General features: G+C 65.3%; 24 protein-coding genes and 1 riboswitch. Of the genes, 11 read left to right on the top strand and 13 right to left on the bottom strand.

Annotation, left to right across the window (positions count from 1 at the left end):
- Positions 1-8: 8 nt before the first annotated feature.
- Entirely contained in the window at positions 9-422 is a 414-nt protein-coding gene (locus FB460_RS08130; RefSeq protein ID WP_211345915.1) for an arsenate reductase ArsC, read from the top strand.
- 148 nt (positions 423-570) lie between these two features.
- Positions 571-1,461 (top strand): MerR family transcriptional regulator, encoded by an 891-nt coding sequence (locus FB460_RS08125; protein ID WP_170210072.1) that lies wholly within the window; start codon positions 571-573, stop codon positions 1,459-1,461.
- Here FB460_RS08125 and FB460_RS08120 read toward each other — a convergent pair.
- On the bottom strand, positions 1,456-2,601 hold the full coding sequence (locus FB460_RS08120) for a GNAT family N-acetyltransferase (protein ID WP_142093634.1): 1,146 nt from the start codon (positions 2,599-2,601) through the stop codon (positions 1,456-1,458). The two genes, FB460_RS08125 and FB460_RS08120, sit on opposite strands and share 6 nt — an antisense overlap.
- Positions 2,602-2,639: 38 nt before the next feature.
- On the opposite strand from FB460_RS08120, the gene FB460_RS08115 reads away from it, so the two are divergent.
- Both FB460_RS08115 and FB460_RS08110 read left to right on the top strand, forming a co-directional pair.
- Positions 2,640-3,248, top strand: coding sequence for a TetR/AcrR family transcriptional regulator (locus FB460_RS08115; RefSeq protein WP_142093633.1), 609 nt, complete (start codon positions 2,640-2,642; stop codon positions 3,246-3,248).
- A 156-nt stretch (positions 3,249-3,404) separates the two neighbouring features.
- The gene (locus FB460_RS08110) at positions 3,405-5,420 is read left to right on the top strand and encodes a DUF2207 domain-containing protein (RefSeq protein ID WP_142093632.1); all 2,016 of its coding nucleotides are present in this window, start codon (positions 3,405-3,407) and stop codon (positions 5,418-5,420) included.
- Between the two features lie 31 nt (positions 5,421-5,451).
- On the opposite strand, the gene arfB is transcribed toward FB460_RS08110, so the two are convergent.
- From arfB to FB460_RS08090, 4 genes are all read right to left on the bottom strand, one after another.
- Entirely contained in the window at positions 5,452-5,895 is a 444-nt protein-coding gene (gene arfB, locus FB460_RS08105) for an alternative ribosome rescue aminoacyl-tRNA hydrolase ArfB (protein ID WP_142093631.1), read from the bottom strand.
- Between the two features lie 110 nt (positions 5,896-6,005).
- Positions 6,006-6,401: a type II toxin-antitoxin system VapC family toxin gene (locus FB460_RS08100; RefSeq protein WP_142093630.1), complete on the bottom strand. Its 396-nt coding sequence runs from the start codon at positions 6,399-6,401 to the stop codon at positions 6,006-6,008.
- Positions 6,398-6,625 (bottom strand): FitA-like ribbon-helix-helix domain-containing protein, encoded by a 228-nt coding sequence (locus FB460_RS08095; protein WP_142093629.1) that lies wholly within the window; start codon positions 6,623-6,625, stop codon positions 6,398-6,400. Before FB460_RS08095 ends, FB460_RS08100 begins: the two co-directional genes overlap by 4 nt.
- Before the next feature lie 154 nt (positions 6,626-6,779).
- Positions 6,780-7,256, bottom strand: coding sequence for a heme-binding beta-barrel domain-containing protein (locus FB460_RS08090; protein WP_142093628.1), 477 nt, complete (start codon positions 7,254-7,256; stop codon positions 6,780-6,782).
- Between the two features lie 196 nt (positions 7,257-7,452).
- Between FB460_RS08090 and FB460_RS08085 the strand changes: the two genes are divergently transcribed.
- The 3 genes from FB460_RS08085 to FB460_RS08075 all read left to right on the top strand — a co-directional run bounded on the left by FB460_RS08085 (position 7,453) and on the right by FB460_RS08075 (position 10,083).
- Positions 7,453-8,778 (top strand): MFS transporter, encoded by a 1,326-nt coding sequence (locus tag FB460_RS08085; protein WP_142093627.1) that lies wholly within the window; start codon positions 7,453-7,455, stop codon positions 8,776-8,778.
- The gene (locus FB460_RS08080) at positions 8,775-9,551 is read left to right on the top strand and encodes a siderophore-interacting protein (RefSeq protein ID WP_142093626.1); all 777 of its coding nucleotides are present in this window, start codon (positions 8,775-8,777) and stop codon (positions 9,549-9,551) included. Before FB460_RS08085 ends, FB460_RS08080 begins: the two co-directional genes overlap by 4 nt.
- Positions 9,552-9,690: 139 nt before the next feature.
- On the top strand, positions 9,691-10,083 hold the full coding sequence (locus FB460_RS08075) for a cupin domain-containing protein (protein WP_211345914.1): 393 nt from the start codon (positions 9,691-9,693) through the stop codon (positions 10,081-10,083).
- A gap of 46 nt (positions 10,084-10,129) precedes the next feature.
- Here the strand turns inward: FB460_RS08075 and FB460_RS08070 are convergent, their stop codons facing one another.
- Positions 10,130-10,681 carry a GNAT family N-acetyltransferase gene (locus FB460_RS08070; RefSeq protein WP_170210008.1) on the bottom strand — a complete coding sequence of 184 codons (552 nt, stop codon included), beginning with the start codon at positions 10,679-10,681 and terminating at the stop codon, positions 10,130-10,132.
- Positions 10,682-10,782: 101 nt separating this feature from the next.
- Between FB460_RS08070 and FB460_RS08065 the strand changes: the two genes are divergently transcribed.
- Positions 10,783-11,247 carry a DUF1801 domain-containing protein gene (locus FB460_RS08065; RefSeq protein ID WP_142093624.1) on the top strand — a complete coding sequence of 155 codons (465 nt, stop codon included), beginning with the start codon at positions 10,783-10,785 and terminating at the stop codon, positions 11,245-11,247.
- 14 nt (positions 11,248-11,261) lie between these two features.
- Here the strand turns inward: FB460_RS08065 and nrdF are convergent, their stop codons facing one another.
- Genes nrdF through nrdH form a run of 4 tightly spaced genes read right to left on the bottom strand, consistent with a single transcriptional unit; the run spans position 11,262 to position 15,074 of the window.
- Positions 11,262-12,233, bottom strand: a complete 972-nt coding sequence (gene nrdF / locus FB460_RS08060; protein ID WP_142093623.1) for a class 1b ribonucleoside-diphosphate reductase subunit beta — start codon at positions 12,231-12,233, stop codon at positions 11,262-11,264.
- A 15-nt stretch (positions 12,234-12,248) separates the two neighbouring features.
- On the bottom strand, positions 12,249-14,405 hold the full coding sequence (nrdE, locus tag FB460_RS08055) for a class 1b ribonucleoside-diphosphate reductase subunit alpha (RefSeq protein ID WP_142093622.1): 2,157 nt from the start codon (positions 14,403-14,405) through the stop codon (positions 12,249-12,251).
- Complete coding sequence (gene nrdI / locus FB460_RS08050; protein ID WP_142093621.1) at positions 14,402-14,803, bottom strand: class Ib ribonucleoside-diphosphate reductase assembly flavoprotein NrdI; 402 nt, start codon at positions 14,801-14,803, stop codon at positions 14,402-14,404. Before nrdI ends, nrdE begins: the two co-directional genes overlap by 4 nt.
- A 13-nt stretch (positions 14,804-14,816) precedes the next feature.
- Positions 14,817-15,074, bottom strand: coding sequence for a glutaredoxin-like protein NrdH (nrdH, locus tag FB460_RS08045; protein WP_142093620.1), 258 nt, complete (start codon positions 15,072-15,074; stop codon positions 14,817-14,819).
- Between the two features lie 89 nt (positions 15,075-15,163).
- Positions 15,164-15,372: riboswitch (cobalamin riboswitch) on the bottom strand.
- A gap of 276 nt (positions 15,373-15,648) precedes the next feature.
- On the opposite strand from nrdH, the gene FB460_RS08040 reads away from it, so the two are divergent.
- A complete protein-coding gene (locus tag FB460_RS08040; RefSeq protein ID WP_211345913.1) occupies positions 15,649-15,882 on the top strand; it encodes a heavy-metal-associated domain-containing protein in 234 nt (77 codons plus the stop codon).
- Positions 15,883-15,916: 34 nt separating this feature from the next.
- Entirely contained in the window at positions 15,917-17,806 is a 1,890-nt protein-coding gene (locus tag FB460_RS08035) for a heavy metal translocating P-type ATPase (RefSeq protein ID WP_170210007.1), read from the top strand.
- A gap of 10 nt (positions 17,807-17,816) precedes the next feature.
- Here the strand turns inward: FB460_RS08035 and FB460_RS08030 are convergent, their stop codons facing one another.
- Genes FB460_RS08030 through FB460_RS08020 form a run of 3 tightly spaced genes read right to left on the bottom strand, consistent with a single transcriptional unit; the run spans position 17,817 to position 19,162 of the window.
- Entirely contained in the window at positions 17,817-18,482 is a 666-nt protein-coding gene (locus FB460_RS08030; protein WP_142093618.1) for a Crp/Fnr family transcriptional regulator, read from the bottom strand.
- Positions 18,483-18,503: 21 nt separating this feature from the next.
- Positions 18,504-18,863, bottom strand: a complete 360-nt coding sequence (locus FB460_RS08025; protein WP_142093617.1) for a DUF488 domain-containing protein — start codon at positions 18,861-18,863, stop codon at positions 18,504-18,506.
- A gap of 20 nt (positions 18,864-18,883) precedes the next feature.
- Positions 18,884-19,162 (bottom strand): PTS sugar transporter subunit IIB, encoded by a 279-nt coding sequence (locus FB460_RS08020; protein WP_142093616.1) that lies wholly within the window; start codon positions 19,160-19,162, stop codon positions 18,884-18,886.
- A 435-nt stretch (positions 19,163-19,597) separates the two neighbouring features.
- Here FB460_RS08020 and tig point away from each other — a divergent pair, with 435 nt between their 5' ends.
- Positions 19,598-21,094 (top strand): trigger factor, encoded by a 1,497-nt coding sequence (gene tig, locus FB460_RS08015; protein WP_142093615.1) that lies wholly within the window; start codon positions 19,598-19,600, stop codon positions 21,092-21,094.
- The last annotated feature ends 79 nt before the right edge of the window (positions 21,095-21,173 follow it).

Raw genomic sequence — 21,173 nt, 5'->3', positions numbered from 1 at the left:
GGCCAGCTGTGAGTGTTCAGGAATCCCGACCCTCCGTCCTCTACGTCTGCGTGCACAATGCCGGGCGTTCCCAGATGGCCGCCGCCTACACCCATCACCTCTCCGAGGGGCGGGTCGAGGTCCGCTCCGCCGGGTCCGCGCCGGCCGACAGCATCAATCCCGCGGTCCGCGATGCGATGCTCGAAGAGGGCATCGACATCTCCGCCGAGCAGCCCAAGATCCTCACCGCCGACGCCGTGCAGGCCTCCGACGTGGTCATCACCATGGGATGCGGTGACACCTGTCCCTATTTCCCCGGCAAACGCTACGAGGACTGGGTCCTGGATGATCCGGCCGGGCAGGGCGTCGACGCCGTGCGGCCGATCCGGGACGAGATTCGCAGACGGGTGGTCGACCTGCTCGAAGATCTCGGTGTGAGGTAGCCCGGGGTGAGCGCCTGTGAAGTTCGGCGCGCAAAGGCTTCTATGCTGCCCTGATCCGCTTGTCCACCGCGAGTTGACTCTCCAGTTGCTGGACGCCTCACGGTGGTTCTGTCAGCAGATGCTGACGATGAGACGGAAGGGCTTGCACATGATGAATATCGGCCAGTTTTCTTACAGCACGGGGCTGAGTGTCAAAACGTTGAGGTATTACGACGACATCGGTCTCCTGTCGGCGGCCGACGTGGATGAGTTCAGTGGCTACCGCAGTTATCGGGCCTCGCAGTTGCAGGAGGCAGTGCTGCTGCGGGTGTTGCGCGCGTCCGGCATGGGAGTTCCCGAGATGAAAAGGGCGCTGACGCATCCTCATGAACTCGAGGAGTTGATTGCTCAGCGTCAGGCCGAGCTTGCGGTTCAACGCGAACTCGAGGACTGGGCCTTGACGGAGGCGCCGCGTTGGCGCGAGATCGATGCGAGCCAGGTGAAGACGCGGCAGCGTGCTGCACAGCAATGGGTCGGTGTCTTCCTGCCGTTCGATCTCAAGGACATGAACGACGACGGAGAAGGGGACGCTGCCGCCGAAGAGCGCAGCGAACATCTGGAGACTCTGGCCGGTCGTCTCTTCGCCGAGATGAGCTCGCGCGGCCTGGCTCCTTCTGAGGAATCGGATCACCGGTCTTGGTGGATGGAATTTCGTAGCGAGCCCAGCCGGCCGAGCGTGGTCCAGGTCGGATACTGCATCGCCGTGAACGAGCCGGTGCAGCCGGATTTTACCGTCGACGGGTACGAGGTGGTGTGTGGAGAACTGCCCGAGCGTGTCGAGGCGTTCATCACCACGGAGATTCCCGTTGAAGGCGATCTCTCTGCAGCAGAAGCAGGACCGGAGGGTCGACTCGTCGGTGGTCTGCTGCCGCAACGCGCCGGGGTCGCGTTGGCCATGGCAGCCGAAGATGCCGGGGCCGACCCGATGCGCGTACGCCAACAGACAAGGGCTGCCGATAAGAGAGTCGTGCTGGACTTCAGTCTCACCCTGCCCTCATGAGGGGTGGGGCTGAGTAGGGTCCGGGCGCTTGAGCCGTGGCGCATCGTCGACGGAGTAGGCGATGCGCCGGTCGGTGTCGCTCGCCAGCACACCGAAGACAAGGGTGTCGGTCCATTCGCCCTTGTTCCACCAGTCCTGACGCATGTGCGCTTCCTTGGTCATACCGACGCGTTCAGCCAGTCGTGCCGACGCCTTGTTGCGAGCGTCCATCTGTGCGACGACCCGATGGAGCTCGAAGTCGTGGAAAGCCATGTCGAGAACTGTACGGACCGCCTCGGTGGCCAGCCCGCGACCGCCCTGATCCGGATCCATCACCCAGCCGATCTCGGCCACGCTGCGGTCGGGGTCGGTCAACCACAGGGCGACGTCACCGATCACCTCGTCGTGATGTTCGATGACGAGAGCCAACGCGGTCCGGCCGTCGTCCAGCCCGGTTCGGAGCATCCGTCGTGCGACCTGCTGTTCTGCGTCCGCCATCGACCACGGATCCTCGAGCAGGTACCGAGCGACATCGTGGCGCCCGTAGATCCGCTGCAGCGGGCCCACATCACGATGCTCGTGCAGGCGTAGTCGCAGCCGTTCGGTTTCCCGTGGAAAGGCGCCGAGCGGTGCGACGGGTCGGGCGTAGTGGGTCAGCAGGGTCTGCTCGCCCGATGGCGCCGTGCCGTGGGTCTCCTCGCCGCGTCGGAACCCTGCGCGTTCCAGCGAGCGCTGTGAAGCGATGTTCTCCGGGACGGTCCGGGCGGTCAGCCGGGTGAACCCGCTGCGGCGCACGAACTCGATGGCCAGTAGCAGGGCCGCTGCGGCAAAGCCCTGCCCTCGGTGGTCGGGGTGAACCCAGAATCCCACCTCGATGGAGGTTTCGATGGCGCCGAAGAGGACCAGGCTTCCGACGAACTCGTCGCTCCGGGCATCCGCAACCGACAGTACGGCCAGGTCTCCGCGTTCCAGACCCTCCTGGATCGGTCCGTGGATCAGGCTGCTGACCGACTCTTCGGTGTAGTCGGGTTCGGGCAGGTGAGCATGGGTACGAACGGCGACGTCCTTGGTGCCGATGGCGTATTTCGCGGCATCGCCATCGTGCATGGGCCGCAGGCGAGCTTGGTCGTCACGTAAGGGGAGCAGCGTTGCGTCGAGCATGGCCACTAAACTAACACCGTTTGAATAAGATGGTGGGTGTGAGTTACTGGGACCATCGCAAGCCCGTCACACGGCAGCGTGCCGTCGACACCTCCGAAGTTGCCCGCACCGCGGGGCGCATCCTCGACGCTGGTGGGCTGCGCGCTCTGACCGTCAGGGCTGTGGCGAAGGAGCTCGATGTCGCCGCGGCGAGTCTGTATTCGCGGCTCTCGTCGGCTGACGACATTCTCGACCTCGCCCTCGACGACGTGTTGGGACGCGACGCGACCCTGCAGGCCGCTCTGGACAAAGCGCCTCTCCGTGAGCTGTTGATGGCGTACTTCCGTCACCTCGTCCGGCACCCCTGGGCGTGTCAGGTCATCGCGATGCGTGCCCCCAGAGGGCCGAACTACCTTCGGCTGTCTGAACGCATGTGCGTGTTGCTCATGGAGCAGGGGTCGCCGGATCCTCTCGGTGACGCCTACGCGTTATCCAACTTCGTCATCGGCAGCGCAACGACGGCGCCGATGGCCGATCAGGAGCGCGTCAGCGCCGTGGATGGGGAGATCGCTCCCGCATACGCGGCCCTGCATGTGGGGCACTGCGTCGACCCGGAGGAGATCGTGAGTTCCGGGCTCGACGCGCTGCTTCGTGGCCGAAGTTCCTGAGCGTGGTCATGGGGTGATGCGGGTCCTGCCTCCAGGGGTTCAAGGGCAATTGGTATCGGCGTCGACGCTGGTGCGGCGAAACGTTAGATTGGGGCGGATCTGCTCGCCTCCGCGTGCGAGCGGCGTGACTCCACCGCGGTTCGAGAAGAAAGTGTGATGACCGTGCCCCTTGCCTCTTCGGTCCGGGCTCGTCCCCGGAGTGCGCGACGTCTTGCGGCTCACGTGGTGGTGATGTGGCTGCTCGGCCTGTGCTTGGTCGCTTCCCCCATGCATGTGCTCCCGGCGCACGCAGCGGGGGATTCTGTCGATTCGTTCGACATCGAGTACACGGTCAACAAGGACGGAACCATCGACGCGACCGAGACCATCGTGTGGCGTTTCGGTGACGATTCGGGGCGACGTGGAATCCTGCGCGAATTCGTCAGCAGAGAGCCCGAGAAGGACGACCGGACCAAGGACATCGTCTACCGCTACTCGGACTTCGCCGTGGAGAGCCCTGATGCTCCCGACCAGTTCACCGAAGAGTCTGGGGGCGAGCTGGGAAGCCGGGTGCAGACCACCACCCTGCGCATCGGTGACCCCGAATCCACCGTCGACTCGGACACCGCAACCTACGTGATCTCCTACACGCTCGAAGGCGCGCTGCGCGGTCAGGACGAATATGACGAGCTCTATTGGGACGTCGTGGGCACCGGTTGGCAGGCGACGTTGAACGACATCACGATCAGCGTGAAAGTCCCCGAAGGGGTGCAGGACGCGAGGTGCTACGTCGGCGAGATGGGGAGCACCACCGAGTGCGACCGATTCGGAGTCACCGACGGCACCTACCGGGCCACTCAGGAACGCTTGCCGGCAGGGGAGGGGCTCACCGTCGGTGCCATGATCACCAAGGGCGCCGTGGACAATGCCGCCCCGATCCTCGAGGCGTCCTTCTTCGATCGGCTGCGCGCCGAGGCGGTCGACAAGGCCAAGATCGGCGGCGTCCTGGCTGCCATCGCTGCGGTGTTCACCGCGATCGGCGGATTCCTGACGCTGGCCCGTCGTCGCGACCTGCGCTACCTGAATCTGCCCGCCGGGACCGTGCCGGGGCGTGGGGATGACACCCGCGTCGGCCCATCGACCCGTGACACGGTCATTCCGGTCGCCTTCGAACCTCCGGAGCTGGATGTGGCCGCCGCCGGGTGGCTGCATGATGCGAAGCTCACCGGTCGGGAAACCGCAGCGACCCTGATCTCGATGGCCGTGCGGGGCGTCCTGCACATCGCTGGTGACAGCCGACAGGGATACCGGCTCACCCTGCTCGACGCATCCTTGGCCCGTGGTGAGGTCGAGGAAGCCGTGGTGTCGAAACTGTTTCCTGCCGGGCGCAGCGGTGAGGTGCGTGCACTCCACGGCGAGAGTTCCCTGCGCCGTACCCATGTGGCCATGAGCAATGCGGTGCGGTCCCGCGATGAGCGTGAGGGCTGGTGGCTGCACCGTCCCGGGGACAAGTTCGTCACGCCCCTGGGGCGCGTCTTCTCGCTCATCAGCAAGACCATCGGCGTCGTCGTGACGATCGGCCTGCTCCTGGCGATCCTTCTCGTGGGTGGTGATGGTGCATGGGCCGACAACGAGTGGGTGCGCGCACTGCTGCAGCGCCTGCGCGGGCTCGATCCATGGCTCCTGCTGTGGATCATCCCGGTCGTGCTCGTGATGATCCCGATCCGTTTCGGACTGAACCTCATGGCGAAGGCCGGCTCGAAACGAGGGCAGCGCAGTGCTCACGGACGTGCCATGACCGACCGCGTCGAAGGATTCCGGCAGTACCTCGCCACAGCCGAGGCCGATCAACTGCAGTTCGAGGAGGGACGCGACATCTACTCGGAGTTCCTCCCATGGGCGATCGCGTTCGGCCTCACCGACAGGTGGTCCAAGGTCTGCCAACGGCTCGTCGAGCAGGGACGCATCCCGCAGCCTTCGGCCAGGTGGTGGGACGGCGGACGCGATGGCCGGTACTTCGACAGCCGAGACTTCGAACGTGACGTGCGACGCTCGACGGCACCATCCAGCAGCTCGAGCAGTTCGGTCAGCTCCAGTAGGGGTACCGGCGGCGGAAGCCGCTCCAGTTCGTTCTCGTCTCGGGGAGGATCCTCCGGTGGAGGTGGCGGCGGAGGCGGCGGCAGCTCGTGGTGAGTCGGTGTCCGCGGGGCTCAGCGCCCACGCATCACTCCGCAGCAGGCCGCCGTCTGGTGGCCTTGATCTGGGAGCGTCGACGCTTCGCCTCCAGGCGCCTGCGCACTGAACCACGCGTGGGCCGTGTCGCTCGACGCGTCGGTGGTGGCGGGGCCACGGCCTGCCGGAGCAGTTCGGCCAGACGCCGACGCGCCTCGGCCCGGTTCTGACGCTGGGAACGTTGCGTCGACACCGAGACCATCAGGACCGTGCCGTCCAGGCGAGTCGCAAGGTTGCTCAGGATGCGCTGTCTCTGCTTCTCGGTGAACACATCCGCAGTGGCCACATCGATCGACAACTGGACCCTGCTGTCGGTCGTGTTGACTCCCTGCCCGCCCGGGCCGGAGGAACGCGAGAACACCTCGGTGAGGTGTGTCTCGGGGATCCGCAGACCGGCGGGGATTCCGGGGCCCGGGCTGAGGAACAGCGCGTCCATGGCGTCCAGCCTAAATGTTGTGGTTGGCAGTGACCTCCGATGGACACTTCCGCAGTAGGGCTCTGTGGTTCTGGCACGTCCGCATGCTGCGGTCGGCGCAGAGGCGGTCACTACTGACTGGAGCGGCCAACGAGCTGGATGTGCGCGGTGTGCCCGGAGGCGGTGAGTTTTCTGTCACAGGTGAGCAGAGGAGCGTCGAGTGCCTCGGCCAGGGCCAGATAGAAGCTGTCGTAGCTTGTGAACTGGTGACGCAGGCTCCAGATCCGTTCGGTCAACGGTTCCATGTTGTGCCGCACGATGGAGAAGTCCCAGTAGTCGCGAAGCCCCGTGAGTGCGGCATCTCGAGGAAGGACTCGGCCGAGCTCAAGACCTCGCAGCACCGAAGTCACCTCGACATCGAGCAGGTTCGGCGCATGGAGCTGCTGCGTCAGGGCGTCGAGGAGCTCATCACTCGGTGATGCGCCGACCAGGGCCTCGACCATGGCGGAGGCGTCGATGACGATCATCGCCGTGATTGGTGCAGTTCGTCGAGGATGCGGTCGGTCGTGACAGCGTTGGCACGGTTGCGGGCGCGGAGTCTTTCCACCAGTGCCTCGTTGGTGGGCCTGTTGGCGATCTGCGAGAGCTGCCCGTTGAGGAATGCCGAGAGCGACTGGCCGCGCTCAGCAGCCCGTTGCTTCAGTGTTTCGGCCACGTCCTCTGGCACATCACGGATGTAGAGGGTCGTCATGCCTTGATGCTAGCAATGTGCAAGCAAGGTGTTTCGGTGGTCGGGAGGAGGCGGCATTGTGAACGTGATGATGTCGAAGTCCGGTGCGTGGCGTGACGCGAGGGGGCGATGGGTGTGTTCGTGGCCCTGCCTGCGCTGGGTGCGCACTGATCCCTCATGCCTTGCGCAGGTCGCTGGTCAGATGATTGGTCGCGTCGACGCCGACCGCCGCCATGTCGAACTCGCTGTGTATGGCGGTGAGGTTCTCGTCGAGGGTGTATCGGCGGGCGGTGCTGGTCACCGTCTTTGCCGTGGGTGAGTTCCCGACCGACGTCGATGTGAAGGTCAACGATCTGTGGTCGGTCGATGTGGTGCCTTCGAGGATCTCGACCTGCCCGGTCGGCTGGGCCAGTGTGAACTCCAGGGCGTCTCCGCCGACGAACCGCAGGAACCCCGACTCGGTGTGCATCGGAGTGCCGGTGGGGGACATCGTCCGCTGCTCGTACTTCAGGAACGGTTTGCCGGGGATTGCGGTGAAGGTGATCGTCTCGGTGTAGGTGAAGTCGTCGATGGTGGGGTAGTGGCCGCGGCCCTCGCCCGACCATGTGCCGATGAGGAAGGCGAACGGCTCGACGTCGACGTGGAGTTCCATGCCTGAACTCTATGCGCGCCCTCGTGGAGGATGACCGACGGCGTGCGGGGCCCCGGCCCCATCGCACCGCCGGGCGGGCCCTTCGCCTGTCCGCGGGATCGCGGCCGGGGTGCGCGGGCCGTGGGGAGGTGCGCCACTGTTGCAGCCACACCGGAAGGAGGTTAAGGTTAGGCTCGCCTAAAACGAAGGGGTGAGTATGGCGAACACGATGACCGACGTGCGTGGGCGTACGCGCGGGGCCGACGGGCGGGCCGACCGGGAACATCGGCGCGCACCCCACCGGTCGGCCAAGCGCATACTTCCGCTGGTCTCCTCGCTCTACATCACGCAGTATCTCGGCGTCGGATTCATCTACGTAGGGCTGACCGCCATGCTGCGCCAGCGTGGAGTCGCTCTCGAGAGCCTTGCCGCGATGAGTCTTGCGGGGATCACCTGGGCGCTCAAGCCTCTCTGGGCCCCGCTCATCGACCGCTTCGGACGCACCCGACACGGCCACTACCGAACGTGGCTGCTGGTGCTCCAGCCGCTTCTGGCGCTCACCGGCCTCGGCTTGGTCGCGCTGCCCGCCCCCGAGCGCAACCTCGGGCTCCTCGGCGTCCTCATCGCCACCTACACATTCGTCAGTGCGACGCAGGACATCGCCGCCGATGGTCTCACTGCCCGAGCCGTCACCGACCGAACACGGCCGCTGGCCAATGGCATCGCGAACGCCGCCCAGTGGCTCGGCAACGTCTTCGGCGGCGGAATCATCGTCCTTGTCTACGATGCCTTCGGCTGGGTGGCGGCCATGATCACCCTGACCACGTTGTCCCTCCTCCCGCTCCCCATGGTGCTCGCCCACCGCGAGAAGGTCTCCGACGCCCCTGTGCCCGGGCTCGCCGGTGCCTATTCTGCGCTCATGCGCGTCTTCGCTCAGCCTGACGGTCGCGTATGGGGGTTGCTGGTCATGCCGTTGTTCCTGGCGGGAACGACCTCGGCCTACGGACTCCTCAGTCCGGCCCTCGCCGACGCCGGCTGGGGGCTCGACCGACTCGGGTGGGTTCTGGGCATGTTCCTCGCGGCGCCCGCAGCTCTGGCGTCATTGGTGGTGGGGCCGTGTGTGACGCGTTTCGGGCGCCGGAACTGTCTGCTCGTTGCTGGCCTCGTCGACGCTCTCGCCACGTTGGCACTTCTGCCTTTGGCCCTCGGGCACGCCCCGCTGGTGCCCACCATGGTGGCTCTCAGCGTCTTCGTGGCGGCCATGGCTGCGGCCAGCACCGTGGTCTACACGGTGAACATGTCAATGTGTCGCCCCGGTTCGGAAGCCACCGATTTCACCATGCTGGCCGCTGTTGCGATGGTCGCCAGCTACATTCTCGGCGCCGCCCTTCTGTATGCGGCCGGCACATTCGGCTACCACGTGGTTCTGGTGGGATGCTCGATCCTCGCGCTGAGCGGCACCATCGTGGCCGTTCGGCATGCCGCTGCGGCCGACGGGAGCGGGGCGAGCAATGAGAACAGGCGTCAAGGAAGCGCGGCATGAGCACGATCACCGTCACGCAGGAAGGCGGCCCGCTCCGCGTCGAGGTGGTGAGGGCCGAGCGGATCACGCCCCACATGCAGCGCGTCACCTTCACCGGTGCTGACCTCGACCGGTTGCACTGGCGCGGCTTCGATCAGTGGGTGCGGCTCTTCCTGCCCTCGGCAGACCTGAGTGGGCTCGATCAGGTTCCACAACGCATGACGATCGGCTCCTACCGCAAACTTCAGGCGCTTCCGGAGTCCAGGCGTCCCACTGTTCGGAGTTACACCCTGCGCAACTGGCGTCCCGAAACACGGGAACTCGATATCGACTTCGTCATCCACGGCGATTCTGGGGTGGCCGGTCCCTGGTCCCTCGCGGCGCGGCCCGGCGACCCGGCGGTCATCCTCGACCAGGGCTGCGGTTGGCCCGACGCCCGTGGGCACCTGCTGATCGCCGCCGATGAGACCGGCATCCCCGCCGTACTGGGGATCCTGCGGGACCTGCCACAAGATGCCCGAGGGGTTGCCATGATCGAGGTCGCAGATCTCGCCGACGCCCAAGGCGTCGATGCTCCTGAAGGTATGGACCTTCAGTGGTTGCTCCGTCGCCCGGGGCAGAACCCGGGGGACGCGGTTCTGGCGGCGCTCGTCGGTCTCGGCCTTCCCGAGGTCGATCGCCATGCCTTCGCCGTGGGTGAGTCCCGGCTCGCCACGGGAGTGCGTCGGCACCTCGTGAAGCAGCGCGGCTGGTGCAAGGGCGAGGTCACCTTCTGCGGGTATTGGAAGCGCTGAGTGCGGGCTGTCGCCCAACCGGAAGAAGGGCCGGTTCCGTATCGAGGCCGATTTGCGCTGTGGGTCATCGGCGCACGGGGTGATACCGCGAAAATGTCGGCCGTTACGGTGGGTTCATCGGCGATGAGGAGGAGCCACCATGAATGCTGACGAATCCCCCGAGACGGTGACGGCCGGGCTGGTCGATCAAGGTTCCACCGCAGGTGACAGTGAGGGAGAGGCGACGCTCGCCGCCCTCATCGATCAGGCCGACAGTCGCAATGGCAAACCCGGCGCCAAAGCCGTTCTCGCCGTCGACGGCACCAAGGTGGTGGCCTTCGAGTTCGCCACCGGTGATGTGCTCGCCGACCACGCCGCCCGCCACCCCGTCCTGATCCAGGTGATCCGGGGTCGCGTGGAGTTCACCCTCCCCGACGGTCCGATCACCCTCGAACCGGGCCAGGTGCTGCATCTGACGCCGATGCTGCGGCATGCGGTCACGGCCCTCGAACCCACCACACTGACGGTGACGATGCTGCTGCCCCGCGACTGAATCGGGGCCGACGAGAAGGGCAGGCGTCTCCGGGAGGCAGGGCGCCTCAGGCGGGTCGAGGGTCCGCGGTGAGGCGGCTGAACAGCACCATGTCCACCGGCTCGCCATCGATCACGTTCGCGTGGCGCAGCGTCCCCTCCCGGGTGAACATCGCGCGTTCGGCGGTGGCCAGCGACGCGGCGTTCCCGGTGGCGACATGTATCTCGACGCGACGCATCCCCTGGGTGTCCAGCGCCCAGTCGGTGATCGCGCACAACGCCTTGGCCGCGATACCGCGGCCGCGTGCCCATGGAGCCACCCAGTAGCCGGCTTCGGTCCGGCCCACTCGCCAGTCGGTCTTCTTCAGGCCCACGACGCCGACGAACTCGCCGTCCACCTCGACGCCGCGCTCGATACCGTCACCCGACGCGTGCGAGTGGGGTGCGAGCTCCAGTGCGAACTCCCGCGCCGAATCGAGCGTGTACGGGCGGAGGATCGGCAACCAGTACTGCGACGCAGGGTCGGCGCAGGCCTCGGCGATCAAGGGGACATCAGCCTCGGTGAGAGGCCGTAGACGTACGCCGTGGCTGTCGATGACGGTGTCCTGAAGAATCGGCATGGTGCGAATCATAATCAACAATAGGAGGGGCGGCGACGTGGCTGTCCGTGCATGAAGGGCCACTGCATGGGGGGCCTTCGCGTCGCACGTACCCTGTCGCCGTGGCCAACAAGACCCAGCCGACCGATGCCTCCATCGACGATTTTCTCGCTGGTCTCAGCGAACGTCGACGTGACGAGGCACGCCAACTCATCGCGATGATGCAGGACATCTCGGGAGAGCCGCCGGTCCTCTGGGGTCCGAGCATCATCGGCTTCGGATGCGTGCAGTACCGGCTGGCGTCCGGGCGTATCGGTGAGATGGGCGCGATCGGGTTCTGCCCCCGCAAAGCGGCGCTCACCATCTACATCGCCGAGGGTTTCGATCGCTACGGCGATCTGCTGGGCCGGCTCGGCAAGCACCGCACCGGCCGCAGCTGCCTCTACCTCACCAAGCTCGCCGACGCCGATCTTGGCGTCCTGCGGGAGCTTGTCGCCGCGTCCCACCGGCATCAGACCGAGATGGAGACGTGCTCTGTGGCTCACCTTGACGTTGCGCCGGGACAGCCCGGCACAACGTCAAGGTGAAAGCGGGGTCTCGTTCAGAACTCCCAATCCTCGTCCTGGGTGTCGACGGCCTTGCCCATGACATACGAGGAGCCCGAACCGGAGAAGAAATCGTGGTTCTCATCGGCGCTGGGGGAGAGCGCGGCCAGGATCGCCGGGTTCACCGCCGTGGCCTCCTTGGGGAACAGGGCCTCGTAGCCGAGGTTCATCAACGCCTTGTTGGAGTTGTACCGCAGGAACATCTTCACGTCCTCGGTCAGACCCAGAGGATCGTAGAGATCCTCGGTGTAGGCATCCTCGTTGTCGTACAGCTCCTGCAGCAGCGTGAAGGTGAAGTCCTTCAATTCCGCCTGACGCTCCGGCGACGCCTCGGCTGCGGCCAACTGGAACTTGTAGCCGATGTAGTACCCGTGCACGGCCTCATCGCGGATGATGAGCCGGATCAGGTCGGCGGTGTTGGTGAGCTTGGCCCGGCTCGACCAGTACATGGGCGCGTAGAAACCGGAGTAGAACAGGAACGACTCGAGCATGGTCGACGCCACCTTGCGTTTCTCCGGATCGTCACCCCAGTAGTTGTCGAGCACGATCTTGGCCTTGCGCTGCAGATTCTCGTTCTCCTCGCTCCAGCGGAAGGCATCGTCGATCTCATCGGTCGACAGCAGCGTGGAGAAGATGGAGCTGTAGCTCTTGGCGTGCACCGACTCCATGAAGGCGATGTTGGTGTAGACCGCCTCCTCGTGCGGCGTGCGGGCGTCGGGCATGAGCGAGATCGCGCCGACGGTGCTCTGGATCGTGTCGAGCATGGTCAGCCCGGCGAAGACGCGGGTGGTCATGGTCTGCTCGTCGGCGGTGAGCGTCCGCCACGAGGAGAGGTCATTGCTGAGCGGAACCTTCTCGGGCAGCCAGAAATTGCTGGTGAGACGGTCCCAGACGTCGGCATCGATGTCATCGGTCACGCGATTCCAATTGATCGCCGGGACGCCTCGCAGGGCGGGTGTGGTGGTCATGGTGGTCCTTTCTGATCAGAGCGTGCAGCTGACGCAGCCGTCGACCTCGGTGCCCGCGAGGGCCTGCTGTCGCAGCCGGATGTAGTAGAGGGTCTTGACGCCCTTGCGCCAGGCATGGATCTGCGCGCGGTTGATGTCACGCGTCGTGGCGGTGTCGGGGAAGAAGAGCGTCAGAGACAGGCCTTGGTCCACGTGTTTGGTGGCCTCGGCGTAGGTGTCGATGATCGCTTCGGGGCCGATCTCGTAGGCGTCCCGGTAGTACTCGAGGTTGTCGTTGGTCATGTACGGGGCGGGGTAGTAGACGCGGCCGAGCTTGCCCTCCTTGCGGATCTCGACCTTGGCCACGATCGGGTGGATCGAGCTCGTGGAGTGGTTGATGTAACTGATCGACCCGGTGGGAGGAACCGCCTGCAGGTTCTGGTTGTACAGCCCGTACCGGGCCACGTCGGCGGCCAGTTCCCGCCAGTCGTCCACGGTGGGGAGGTGGATGCCGGCGTCGGCGAACAGTTCGGCGACTCGGGTGGTGCGGGGCGTCCATTCACTCTCGAGGTATTTGGTGAAGTAGTCACCGGACGCGTAGGCGCTGCGCTCGAAACCGTCGAACCATTCGCCGCGTTCCTGCGCGATGCGGCACGAGGCCCGCAGTGCGTGGAATGTGACGGTGTAGAAGTACATGTTCGTGAAATCGAGCCCCTCCTCGGAGCCGTAATGAATGCGTTCACGGGCGAGATATCCATGCAGGTTCATCTGCCCGAGGCCGATCGCATGACTCATGGCGTTACCGCGTTCGACGCTGGGGGCGCACCCGATGTCGGACTGGTCCGAGACCGCCGTCAGGCCCCGCACGGCGGTCTCCACAGTGTGGCCCAGATCGGGTGAATCCATCGCCCTGGCGATGTTGAGTGACCCGAGGTTGCACGAGATGTCCTTGCCGATCTCGTCGAACGAGAGGTCCTCGCGGTAGGTGGACGGCGTCGACACCTGCAGGATCTCCGAGCACAGGTTCGACATGGTGATACGCCCGTCGATCGGGTTCTCGCGGTTCACCGTGTCCTCGAACATCAGGTACGGGTAACCCGACTCGAACTGGATCTCCGCGAGGGTCTGGAAGAATCGTCGCGCATTGATCTTGGTCTTGGAGATCCGCTTGTCATCGACCATCTCCCGGTACTTCTCGGTGACCGAGATCTCGCTCATGGCGACGCCGTACACCCGCTCCACGTCGTAGGGGCTGAACAGGTACATGTCTTCGTTGTTGCGAGCGAGTTCGAAGGTGATGTCGGGGATCACGACGCCGAGGGAGAGCGTCTTGATGCGGATCTTCTCGTCGGCGTTCTCCCGCTTGGTGTCGAGGAACGCGAGGATGTCGGGGTGATGGGCGTTCAGGTATACGGCTCCGGCTCCCTGACGGGCGCCGAGTTGATTGGCGTAGCTGAACGAATCCTCCAGCAGTTTCATGATCGGGATGACGCCGGAGGACTGGTTCTGGATCTGCTTGATGGGTGCCCCGGCCTCCCGCAGGTTCGTGAGTGACAGGGCGACTCCGCCGCCGCGTTTGGAGAGCTGGAGCGAGGAGTTGATGGCCCGTGCGATCGACTCCATGTTGTCCTCGACGCGCAGCAGGAAGCAGGAGACCAGTTCGCCCCGCTGCGCCTTGCCGGCGTTGAGGAACGTGGGGGTGGCGGGCTGGAAGCGTCCGGACATGATCTCGTCCACCAGATGCTCGGCCAGGGTGCGATCGCCGGCGGCCAGCGTCAGTGCGACCATGCAGACCCGGTCCTCGAACCTCTCCAGATAGCGGGTGCCGTCGAAGGTCTTGAGCGTGTAGGAGGTGTAGTACTTGAAGGCACCCATGAATGTCGGGAACCGGAACTTCACCGCGTAGGCGCGTTTGAACAGGGATTTGATGAAGGCGAAGTCGTAGTCGGCCAGAACCTGTTCCTCGTAGTAGCCCTCCTCCACGAGATGGTCGAGTTTCTCCTTCAGGGAGTGGAAGAAGACGGTGTTCTTGTTCACGTGTTCGATGAAGTAAGCGTGGGCGGCGCGGCGGTCGGCATCGAACTGGATGCGACCGTCGGCGTCGTAGAGATTCAGCAGGGCATTGAGGGCGTGGTAGTTGGCCCGTTCTTCGGCGATCGGTTCGGTGCCGGTGTCGGTGAGCAGGGAGGTCATGCGGTGAGCAGCCTTTCTCGGATGCGACTGACGTCCTCCTGTGTTCCCAGGAGTTCGAAACTGTCCAGATGGGGCACGGCGCACTTGTCGGCGATCATCCGGCCGGCCATGCAGTACGACGAACCGAAGTTCGTGTTGCCGGAGGAGATGACGCCACGGAGCAGGGCACGATTGGCCTCGATGTTGAGGAATCGGGCCACCGGGCGGGGCACCGCGGTGCGTGGGTTGCCGCATCCGTAGGTGGGGACCAGAAGGATGTAGGGATCGGTGATCAGGGGAGCCGGTGCATTCCGGCCCATGGGGAGGCGGATGGCGTCGACCCGTGTTCCGTTCGTCTGGAGTTTGAGGACGAACCGGTGGGTGTTCTCCGACGCTGCCGAGAAGTAGACGAGCTTCACGGCTCCGCGTCGCTCAGGCGCTGAGCAGACGCTGCGCCGCGGCCTGGATGCGGTCGGGGCGGAAGCCCGACCAGTGGTCGTCGCCGTTCACGACGACGGGGGCCTGCCGGTGGCCGAGCGCGGTCACCTCATCCATGGCACGGGCGTCCTCGGTGAGATCGATGACCTCGTAGTGGACGCCGACCTTGTCGAGGGCGCGATAGGTGGCGGTGCATTGGACGCAGGCGGGCTTGCTGTAGACGGTGATGGGGGTGGCGTCGGTGGTCGACATGCTCTCTCCTCGAAGCAGAAGGCCCGTGGGGAGGTGGCATGGATCATTGCGCCCGGTCCTCCCACGAGACCGATGTGTCGGACAACCGGGTGGTGACCCGGCTGCTGGCAGGTATTCGGACTCGAGGGCGGGCGTCACATAGACGCGGACCTACTGTGCGGCGCTTCCCAGCCGTTGTGGCCAGTGCTTGATGCCGCGGTTCGTTCCCTCTCACCGCTGCGGGGCAGTCCCTGATTCACACAGGGTTCCCTGTTGTCTCGGCCGACGATTCCATGGTGCCCATATAGGAGAGTGTCTCCATATATGGGGAATTTCCGACCGAACCAGCACTAGGGATGGTAGTTACAGCGGTGTGAGTATGTCAATGCCCAGATGTGCTGCGGAGCGACACCCTGGTCACTGACGCCCCACCTCGACGTTGTGCCGTGACTGCACGGCACAACGTCGAGGTGGAGGCGCAGGTGTGGGGGCGTAGGCCCGGCTTGACGCGCGTCAAGGCGGAAAAGGCGGTTCGAGGATTCCATGGAGTCATCTGATTCACCGGAGGTCGAATCGATCTCCCTCAGGAAAGGACATGACAATGACCCTCGGAACCTTCACCACCAAGCCGTTCAGCTGCCCCTCCTGCATCAAGAAGATCGAATCGGCCGTGGGCCGTATGGACGGCGTCGAATCTGTCGATGTCGGCTTCAATTCCTCGCGCGTCAAGGTCGTCTTCGATGACTCCCAGACCTCGGCCGAGACCATCGGCAAGGTCATCGACGGGCTTGGGTACCCCGTGGTCAAGACCCGCACCACAACGCACTGAATCCTGCCCCGTCCAGATGAAAGGAGTCGCCGACATGCGCAAACTCACCTCAGAACACCTTGTTTGGGGCGCCGGCGCCGGTCTGATCGTGGGATTCGGAGCGTGGCTCCTCGACGCCCCGGTCATCCAAGATGCGGCGCTCATCGCTGCGTCGGTCATCGCCGGGGCACCGATCGCCAAGAGGGCGATGGCGGCGCTCCGCTACCGAACATTCTCGATCGACCTACTGGTCACGATCGCTGTCATCGGCGCGCTGATCATCGGTGAATACGTCGAATCGGGCGTCGTGGCCTTCCTGTTCCTCTTCGGGGCCTGGCTCGAACAGCGTTCGTTGGAACGCACCCGGACCTCGATCCGTGAACTGGTCGACGCCGCTCCCACCACCGCACGCATCCGGCGTGATGGTGAGGAGATCGAGATCGATGTGACCGAGATCGCCGAGGGGGACCTCGTGGTCATCAAGGCCGGCGATTCGGTGCCTGTCGATGGCCGCATCGTCGAAGGCGTCGGCCACTTGGAGCAGGCCGCCATCACCGGTGAGCCCGTGCCCGTCGAACGTGCAGCCGGTGACGATGTGTTCGCCGGAACCACGCTCGACAACGGTTTCCTCATCGTCTCGGCGTCCCAGGTGGGCGACGACACCACCTTTGCCCGCATCATCGAACTCGTCGAGGATGCCCAGGACGCCAAGGCGCCGCGGCAGCAGTTCCTCGATCGGTTCGCTGCCATCTACACCCCGGCCGTCATTGTTGCGGCCGTCCTCTTCGGTCTCATCATGCGTGATGCGTCGCTGGGGCTCACATTTCTCGTGATCGCCTGCCCCGGTGCGTTGGTGATCGCAACGCCGGTCGCGATCGTCGCCGGTATCGGCAATGGCGCGAAACGGGGAGCCATCCTCAAGGGCGGCGACGCCGTGGAGCGTCTGGCCGGGGTCGACACGATGGTGCTCGACAAGACCGGAACCCTCACCGAGGGCCGTCCCGTCGTGACGCAGGTGCGTGCTGTCCAGGGCACCGAGGAAGAGCTCCTCGCCGCTGCCGCCTCGCTCGAGCTGGCGTCCGAGCATCCGCTGGCCCGTGCGCTGGTGACAGCGGCTCGTGAGCAGGGCCTCGACCTGCACGGGCCCGACCAGGTGGAGGTACTGCGCGGCGTTGGGCTCACTGGAGTGGTCGGTGGACGCAGCGTCGGTGTCGGCTCGTTCAGGCTGGTCGACCAGCCCCTGAGTGACGATCTCGCCGCCGAGGTCCGGGCCGCCGAGGCGCAGGGGGGCACTGTTTCCTTCGTCGTCGTCGACGGTGAATTGCACGGCCATGTCGTGATCGCCGACGCGCTGCGCCCCGGCGTGAGTGAGGCGATGGCCGCCCTACACCGTGGCGGGGTCAAGGAGCTCGTCATGCTCACCGGCGACAACCCCCGCGCAGCCGCCCATGTGGCGCAGCAGGCCGGCATCGATGAGGTGCGCGCCCAGCTGTTGCCCGAGGACAAGGTTGCGCATGTGAAGCGGCTCGTTGACGGTGGCGCCAACGTGGCGATGGTCGGCGACGGCCTCAACGATGCTCCTGCCCTCGCTGCTGCGAACGTGGGTGTCGCCATGGGGGCGGGGACGGATGTGTCGGTTGAAACCGCAGACGTGGTCCTGGCCGGCAACCGGCTGGAACAGCTCGCCCATGCCCAGAGGCTCGCCCGCCGCACTGTCGCCATCATGACGCAGAACACCGTGATCGCTCTGGCGACGGTTGTGCTCCTGCTCACCGGCGTCGTCTTCGAGCGAGTGGGGATGTCGATCGGCATGCTCGTGCACGAGGCCAGTGTGCTGGCAGTGATCCTCAACGCCCTGCGTCTGACGCGGTGGCAGCCGAAGGACATCGTCACCCCGCGGACTTCCGCTGGGTCGGCGCAGCCGGCGAAGTTGACGAACGTCTGACGAGACGAGCTCAGGCTCGGGTCGCTTCGATCAACCCGTCAACGTCCAGAAGGATGAAGCCTCGTGGGCCATCGAGTTCCACGAGGCCCTTCTCGGTCAGGCGGGTCACTCCACGGCTGAAGCTTTCTGGTGTGGTGCCGAGCATCGAAGCGACGTCTTTTTTGGGGAGCTGGAGTTCGACGCGCAGGTCAGCGCTGGCTTCAAGCCCCAAGAGGTGGTCCGCGATCCGGGCCTCGACGCTGCGGCTTGCGACCTGCTCCAAGGAATCCTGTGCATCGCCCAAGCGTCGGCTCAGCTCGCCCAGCATCGCCATGCCCACACCTGGGTGCTGGGCGAGAAGCATGGTGAAATCCCGGTGGACGAAGGAGCAGGCAATGGCGTCGCCGACCGCGATGGCGCTGTGATCGGGGCGAGCGCCGGTGAGCAGGGAGGACTCGCCGCTGAAGTCTCCGGGCTCCATGAGCGCAATGACGCGCTCGCGTCCTTCGCTGCTGACCCGGGTCAACTTCACCGCGCCTTCATGAAGGATGATCAGTGGTGCGTCCGCGGCACCCTGGTGGTAGAGGTACTCGCCGTCGGCGGCATGCAATGGGCGCGCACGTTCGGCCACGGCCTCCTGATGAGGCCGTGAGAGGTGGCGGAAGATCGGCACCTGCGTGACGCAGAGGTCAGTCATCGTGACGCTCCTGGGTGCAGGTCATCGCACGTGCTCATGCAGCCACTCCTCGATGATCGGCACATGGCTCCGGTCGATGTCCTTGGCGTCGGTGAGGAGCACCACGGCCCGGTTCTTGGGAAGATCGGCGAGCCGGTCGAGCGTCTCCTGGTGATCGGTTTCGTCGAGCTCATGGATGAATCGCTCGGCGAACTCGTCGTGGCGTCCCTCGGGGTCGGCATGGAACCACTTGCGAAGGTCGGTGCTGGGTGTGAGGTCCTTCGCCCACAGGTCGACGTCGGCATTCTCTTTCTTCATGCCGCGGGGCCAGATGCGGTCCACCAGAACGCGTGAGCCCTGCGGTGCCTCGCCGTCTCGGATCCTGGCTCGTGTGAAGCGCATGATCCAACACTACGTCGGCGTCAGCTCTGCAGGGCCTCCAGGATCGCCCGCTCGGCGCCCTCCCGGTCGACGCCGGAGATGAAGGCGATGCCCGGCACGACGGGCACCCCGTAATCCGCGTCGACGCGCGTGGTGGCCACGATCAGATCCGCGCCCTCCACATGGTCGGGAAGTTGGTTGATGCGGCACTGGTGCACCCGAGCGTCGATCCCGTGCTTCTGGCACAGGGTACGGACTGCGTCGGCGGCGACCTGAGCGGTGACGACGGCGCCGCCGCAGGCGACGAGGATGTTCTTCATGGGTCTCCTTGGGTGTCGGCGGTTGGGTCATCAGCGATTGGTCTTTCGAGGGCCGGGTGGGGCCGGGCGGTGACGGTGCGGCCGGATCGGACTCGGGGTGGCGCGGCGGGGGAGTGGTGCATCGCGGCGGGGTCGGTTCGCTCCATCTGGCTGTGCTCGCAGTGGGAAGGGATCGGAGGCGTCGAGAACTCCACCTGCATCATCCTCCTCGGGATGAAGTATTTCAGGTTCCTCCGCTGCTACCTGCGGGTGGCCCGTTCACGGGCGCTGCGTGTGGTCGAGGTCTCATCGGGGCGTGGGGTCGACGAAGAATCATGAGGGGAACCGTGCGAAAACGGGTTCTCGGCATTCGCGTGCCTGCGGACGGATGGCTACGATGAGTCGGACCTGCGGAGACTCTCCGCACTTGTACGCCATTTGGTTCAGGAGACACCCTTGCCCACGACTGTTGAGAAGCTGAGCCCGACCCGGGTCAAGATGACCATCGAGGTTCCTTTCGAGGAGCTGAAGCCGACGCTCGATCGGGCCTATCGCGAGATCGCGCAGCAGGTCAACGTTCCGGGTTTCCGCAAGGGGAACGTGCCGCCCGCCATCATCGATCAGCGCTTCGGCCGCGGTGCGGTGCTCTCCGACGCGGTGAACCAGGCCCTGCCCGGTATCTACGCCAACGCGATCGATGAGAACGACCTGCACCCGCTCGGGCAGCCGGACATCGAGATGACGCAGCTTGAGGACAAGAAGTTCGTTGAGTTCGTGGCCGAGGTCGACGTGCGCCCCGACTTCACTCTGCCCGACGTCTCGAAGGTGTCGGTGGATGTGCCGATGCCGGCGGTCGAGGAGGGGCAGATCGAGGAGCAGATCGAGCTGCTCCGTGAGCGCTTCGCCACCAGCGTCGACGTGGAGCGTGCCGCTGCCAAGGATGACCTGGTGATCATCGACCTCGTCGGTAAGAAGAACGGCGAGGAGCTCGAGGACGCCTCGGCCGAGGGAATCTCCTACATCGTCGGGCAGGAGGGCATGCTCGAGGGCCTCGAAGAAGCCGTCGTCGGCCTGTCGGCTGGCGAGAACGCCACCTTCGAGTCCGAACTCGTCGGTGGCCCGCTGCGCGGCGAGAAGGTCGACATCACCGTGACCGTGCAGAAGGTCCAGCAGCGTGAGCTGCCGGAGGTGGACGACGAGTTCGCCCAGATGGTTTCGGAGTTCGACACCGCTGAGGAGATGCGTGCCGACCTGAGCAAGAACCTCGAGAACCGCGCTCGCCTGGAGCAGGCCGACGAGGCCCGCAACAAGGTGCTCGAGAGCATCCTCGAGGAGCTCGATTTCGAGCTTCCCGAGAAGTTCCTCGAGGAGCAGGTCAAGAACCGGCACGAGCAGATCAACGCTCAGCTCGCTCGCGCAGGCATGACTCTGGACCAGTACCTCGAGAACTCCGACGACGCCGAGAACGCCGAGGAGTTCTGGGCCGACGTGGACAAGGCCGCCGAGTCGGCAGTTCGTGGTCAGCTGGTGCTCGACCAGTACGCCGACGAAGCCGATGTGCAGGTGGGCGACCAGGACATGATGCAGCACATCATGTACCGGGCCCAGCAGAACGGAACCTCCCCGCAGGAGGAGTTCCAGCACATGAACGAGCACGGGCACCAGGCCGAGTGGGCTCAGGAGATCCGCCGCAGCAAGGCCATGGCCGACATGGTCGAGAAGGCCAAGATCACCGATGGCGAGGGCAACGACCTCGACTTCTCGCGTCTGCGTCAGGACGGTTCGCTCGCGTCGGAGGAGGAACTCCAGGCCGCGCGGGACGCCGCTGCTGCGATGGAGGAGGCCCAGGCTGCTGCCGCCGCCGAGGGTGCCGCCAACAAGGCCGATGAGTCGGAGTCCGAGGCCCCTGCTGACGACGAGACGGCTGACGGCGAAAAGGCCGAGGACGCCTGAACACGCTGACGCTCTGACGCCTCGAACGCGCGTGCGCCCTGCAGGGTGCACGCGCGTTCGTGATGTTCAAGGTGTTGGA

This window comes from Propioniferax innocua (assembly GCF_006716235.1).
GTDB lineage: Bacteria > Actinomycetota > Actinomycetes > Propionibacteriales > Propionibacteriaceae > Propioniferax > Propioniferax innocua.
Note: the sequence above shows the minus strand (reverse complement) of the source record. Positions and strands in the feature narration are given on the sequence as shown.

Coding starts and splice junctions, on each gene's coding strand:
- FB460_RS08070 (WP_170210008.1), bottom strand. CDS start 10,681: ATGCCGATTCTTCAGGACACCGTCATCGACAGCCACGGCGTACGTCTA.
- FB460_RS08095 (WP_142093629.1), bottom strand. CDS start 6,625: ATGACGACCCTCTACATCCGTGATGTGCCAGAGGACGTGGCCGAAACA.
- FB460_RS08020 (WP_142093616.1), bottom strand. CDS start 19,162: ATGAAGAACATCCTCGTCGCCTGCGGCGGCGCCGTCGTCACCGCTCAG.
- FB460_RS08125 (WP_170210072.1), top strand. CDS start 571: ATGATGAATATCGGCCAGTTTTCTTACAGCACGGGGCTGAGTGTCAAA.
- FB460_RS08120 (WP_142093634.1), bottom strand. CDS start 2,601: ATGCTCGACGCAACGCTGCTCCCCTTACGTGACGACCAAGCTCGCCTG.
- nrdF (WP_142093623.1), bottom strand. CDS start 12,233: ATGACCACCACACCCGCCCTGCGAGGCGTCCCGGCGATCAATTGGAAT.
- nrdE (WP_142093622.1), bottom strand. CDS start 14,405: ATGACCTCCCTGCTCACCGACACCGGCACCGAACCGATCGCCGAAGAA.
- arfB (WP_142093631.1), bottom strand. CDS start 5,895: ATGGACGCGCTGTTCCTCAGCCCGGGCCCCGGAATCCCCGCCGGTCTG.
- FB460_RS08040 (WP_211345913.1), top strand. CDS start 15,649: ATGACAATGACCCTCGGAACCTTCACCACCAAGCCGTTCAGCTGCCCC.
- FB460_RS08085 (WP_142093627.1), top strand. CDS start 7,453: ATGGCGAACACGATGACCGACGTGCGTGGGCGTACGCGCGGGGCCGAC.
- FB460_RS08090 (WP_142093628.1), bottom strand. CDS start 7,256: ATGGAACTCCACGTCGACGTCGAGCCGTTCGCCTTCCTCATCGGCACA.
- FB460_RS08075 (WP_211345914.1), top strand. CDS start 9,691: ATGAATGCTGACGAATCCCCCGAGACGGTGACGGCCGGGCTGGTCGAT.
- FB460_RS08100 (WP_142093630.1), bottom strand. CDS start 6,401: ATGATCGTCATCGACGCCTCCGCCATGGTCGAGGCCCTGGTCGGCGCA.
- FB460_RS08025 (WP_142093617.1), bottom strand. CDS start 18,863: ATGCGCTTCACACGAGCCAGGATCCGAGACGGCGAGGCACCGCAGGGC.
- nrdH (WP_142093620.1), bottom strand. CDS start 15,074: ATGTCGACCACCGACGCCACCCCCATCACCGTCTACAGCAAGCCCGCC.
- FB460_RS08080 (WP_142093626.1), top strand. CDS start 8,775: ATGAGCACGATCACCGTCACGCAGGAAGGCGGCCCGCTCCGCGTCGAG.
- FB460_RS08030 (WP_142093618.1), bottom strand. CDS start 18,482: ATGACTGACCTCTGCGTCACGCAGGTGCCGATCTTCCGCCACCTCTCA.
- FB460_RS08035 (WP_170210007.1), top strand. CDS start 15,917: ATGCGCAAACTCACCTCAGAACACCTTGTTTGGGGCGCCGGCGCCGGT.
- FB460_RS08110 (WP_142093632.1), top strand. CDS start 3,405: ATGACCGTGCCCCTTGCCTCTTCGGTCCGGGCTCGTCCCCGGAGTGCG.